This is a genomic window from Stenotrophomonas sp. 05L44_2, from assembly GCF_056665995.1.
This window is the reverse complement of the sequence record NZ_JBFTNR010000443.1, coordinates 1-3587: the sequence shown is the minus strand read 5'-3', so window position 1 is coordinate 3587 and position 3587 is coordinate 1. Positions and strand designations below refer to the sequence as shown.

Here is a 3587-nt window from a genome sequence, read left to right as displayed (position 1 = left end):
CTTCGAGGGGCCGCGCTGGTCAGCGATCTGGGACCTGCTGCGCACCGGCCTGCCGATCGGCATCACCGTGCTGATGGAAGGTGGCCTGTTCATCGTCACTGCATTGCTGATTGGTCGCCTGGGCGCCAATGAAGCGGCCGCGCACCAGATCGCGATCAACGTGGCGCAGCTGTGCTTCATGATCCCGATGGGTGTGGCCGAGGCGACCACCGTGCGGGTCGGCCATGCGGTTGGCCGTGGCGATGGCTTCGGCGTGCGCCGTGCGGCGTGGGCCGGCTACGCGATCATCATGGGTACGCAGACGCTGTCGGCGGCGGCACTGCTGTTCGGCCACGACGCCATCGTCGGCGTCTACACCAACGACCTGGCCGTGGCCGGGCTGGCCTCGACCCTGCTGCTGTACGCGGCCACCTTCCAGTTCCCCGATGGCATCCAGGTGCTGTCGGCCGGCGCGCTGCGCGGCCTGAAGGACACCCGCGTGCCGATGTTCATCGCCATGTTCGCCTACTGGGGCCTGGGCATGCCGCTGGGTGCCGGGCTCGGCCTGGGCCTGGGCATGGGGCCGCAGGGCATGTGGATCGGCCTGATCGTCGGCCTGACCGCCGCCGCCATCCTGATGGGCTGGCGCCTGAGCCGCAGCAGCAAACGCATTGGCCAGTCCACGCTGGCCTGACATCACGCCGGTCCCGGGCAACCGTGACTGGCGATCCCCTGACTTGTGTCCGATGCTGCCTCACGCGGCACCGGCTATGCTGTTACCACGGCAAGAAGCCATCCGGAGTGCTCCATGAACCAACCCGTGCCGCCGCTGCCCCCGGCGAACCGCAATCCTGTCGCCAGCTTCTTCATCGGGCTGTGGGACGTGATGAATTTCACCCGCCGGTTGATCCTCAACCTGGTGTTCTTCGGCCTGTTGCTGCTGGTGCTGGTGATGTTCATCGTCGCTGCGGGCATGGGCGCAGGTGCCAGCAAGGCGCTGCAGGACCGCACCACCCTGGTGATCGCGCCGGAAGGCCGCCTGGTCGAGCAGTACAGTGCCGATCCGGTCAGCCGCGCGCTGGCCAAGGCCGTCGGTGACAACGGTGCCGAGGAAGTGCAGCTGCGCGATCTGATCCGGGTGATCGAGAGCGCGCGCGATGACAAGAAGATCGAGCGGGTGGTGCTGGAACTGGACAAGCTGCAGCCGTCCGGTTTCGCCTCGCTGCGCGAAGTGTCCGCCGCGCTGCAGGACCTGCGCGCCTCGGGCAAGCAGCTGGTGGCCTTCAGCGAGAGCATGGGGCAGTCGCAGTATCTGCTTGCCGCACAGGCCGACGAGGTCTACCTGGACCCCATGGGGTCGGTGGTGCTGGAAGGCCTGGGTCGCTACCGCCAGTATTTCCGCACCGGCCTGCAGGACAAGCTGGGCGTGGACGTGCACCTGTTCAAGGTRGGCGAGTACAAGTCGGCGGCCGAGCCGTACGTGCTCGACGCGGCGTCGCCGGCGTCCAAGGAAGCCGATCTGTTCTGGATGAACGATGTGTGGCAGCGCTACCTCGGCGATATCGCCAAGGCCCGCCGCCTGGATCCGGCACAGCTGGCGGCCGGTATCGACACCCTGCCTGAAGGCGTCGCTGCCGCTGGCGGCGACCTGGCCAAGTTCGCCCTGCAGCAGAAGCTGGTGACCGCGCTGAAGACCCGCGAGGAATTCGAGGATCTGATGATCGAGCGCGGCGTGGCCGACGAAGACGCCGACGGTGGTTTCCGCAACATCGATTTCGGCACCTACATGGCCCAGCTCGATGCGCGCCGCAACCCGGTTGATTCGCGTCCGCAGGTCGCGGTCATCGTGGCCTCCGGTGAAATCAGCGGCGGCGATCTGCCGGCCGGCCGTATCGGTGGTGAATCGACCTCGGCGCTGCTGCGTGCGGCCCGCGACGATGACGACGTCAAGGCCGTGGTGCTGCGCGTGGATTCGCCGGGCGGCGAAGTCTACGCCTCCGAGCAGATCCGTCGCGAAGTGGTGGCACTGCAGGCTGCCGGAAAGCCGGTGGTTGTGTCCATGGGTGACCTCGCTGCGTCCGGTGGTTACTGGATCAGCATGAACGCCGATCGCATCTATGCCGATCCGTCGACCATCACCGGTTCGATCGGCATCTTCGGCATGATCCCCAACTTCAGCCGTGCGCTGGACAAGTTCGGCGTGCACACCGATGGCGTCGGCACCACCCGTTTCGCCGGTGCCTTCGATGTCACCCGGCCGATGGACCCGGCCGTGGGCCAGGTCATCCAGTCGGTGATCAACAAGGGCTATGCCGATTTCACCGGCCGTGTTGCCGAGGCCCGCAAGAAGCCGGTCGAGGCGATTGACGAAGTGGCCCGTGGGCGCGTCTGGAGCGGTGCGCAGGCCAAGGAGCGCGGTCTGGTCGATGCCTTCGGTGGCCTGAAGGACGCCGTGGCTGACGCTGCTGGCCGGGCCAAGCTGGGCGCGACCGACAAGTACCGCGTGCGTTACATCGAGAAGGCGGCGACGCCGTTCGCGCAGTTCGTCAGCGGCTTCGCTGGCAGCCACGCCGGCGCCTGGATGCTGGCCGATTCCGGCGTGGGCCGGATGATGCTGGCGCGCACGATGCCGGAAATCGATACGCAGCTGCGCTTCGTTGAGAACGCGGCCCGCGAGAAGGGCAACGGTGCACCGGTGAAGTCGCTGGCGTATTGCTTCTGCGGGTTCTGATGGCCCATCCACGCATGGCGTGGATCTACTGAATGCACAACGCCCGGCCTTGGCCGGGCGTTGTTGCATGCGGGGTTCTACTGCGCGTCGGCCTCTGCCTTGCGCTCGCGTTCGGCCGCCTCGTCCAGTGTCTTCTGCACGGACTTTGCGCGGTCCAGCGGTTGATTGATCGCCTTGGCCATCGCCTGCGGTTGCGGTGGTCGTTCGGGATTGGGCGGTGCAGGGCGCTGGCACCCGGCCAGCGCGACGGCCGACAGCAGGACGGGAATCAGGACGCGCATGGCAGCTCTCCACGAGGGACGTGCAGCCAGTGTCGCATCCCGGGCGACGGACGGTCGTGAGCGCGTATCCTTGCCGCATCGAAACACAGCGGGCGCGGCCCCGGAGGACATATGACCCAGCAACGGTGGCGCCTGGATGGGCAGACGGCCCTGATCACCGGTGCCAGCGCCGGTATCGGCCTGGCGATCGCGCATGAACTGGCCGGTCTCGGCGCCGATCTGATGATCGTCGGCCGCGACCTGGACATGCTCGAGAGTGCTCGCGACGAACTGCTGGATGTGTATCCGCAGCACCAGGTGCACGCCTTGGCCGCCGATGTGTCCGACGACGAAGATCGCCGGCAGATCCTGGACTGGGTCGAGGACCACGCCGACGGCCTGCACATCCTGGTCAACAATGCCGGTGGCAACATCACCAAGCCCGCCACGGAGTATTCCGAAGACGAGTGGCGCGGCATTTTCGAGACCAATCTGTTCTCGGCGTTCGAGCTGTCGCGCTATGCGCATCCGTTGCTCGCGCGACACGCTTCATCGGCCATCGTCAACGTCGGCAGCGTGTCCGGCCTGACCCATGTGCGCAGCGGCGTGGTCTATGG

At 66.8% G+C, this 3587-nt stretch carries 4 protein-coding genes; 3 read left to right on the top strand and 1 reads right to left on the bottom strand.

All coding sequences use genetic code 11. The features are described 5' to 3' along the window. Positions 1–673 (top strand): MATE family efflux transporter (locus tag AC1VAN_RS15235; protein ID WP_480986116.1); only part of this gene is annotated, 673 nt, incomplete at its 5' end. 114 nt (positions 674–787) lie between these two features. Continuing rightward, positions 788–2710 (top strand): signal peptide peptidase SppA, encoded by a 1923-nt coding sequence (sppA, locus tag AC1VAN_RS15230; RefSeq protein WP_312109865.1) that lies wholly within the window; start codon positions 788–790, stop codon positions 2708–2710. Between the two features lie 77 nt (positions 2711–2787). On the opposite strand, the gene AC1VAN_RS15225 is transcribed toward sppA, so the two are convergent. Next, positions 2788–2991, bottom strand: a complete 204-nt coding sequence (locus tag AC1VAN_RS15225; RefSeq protein ID WP_346602952.1) for a hypothetical protein — start codon at positions 2989–2991, stop codon at positions 2788–2790. 111 nt (positions 2992–3102) lie between these two features. On the opposite strand from AC1VAN_RS15225, the gene AC1VAN_RS15220 reads away from it, so the two are divergent. Then, a partial coding sequence (locus AC1VAN_RS15220) for an SDR family NAD(P)-dependent oxidoreductase (protein ID WP_480986115.1) occupies positions 3103–3587 on the top strand: 485 nt, incomplete at its 3' end.

Coding starts and splice junctions, on each gene's coding strand:
- AC1VAN_RS15225 (WP_346602952.1), bottom strand. CDS start 2,991: ATGCGCGTCCTGATTCCCGTCCTGCTGTCGGCCGTCGCGCTGGCCGGG.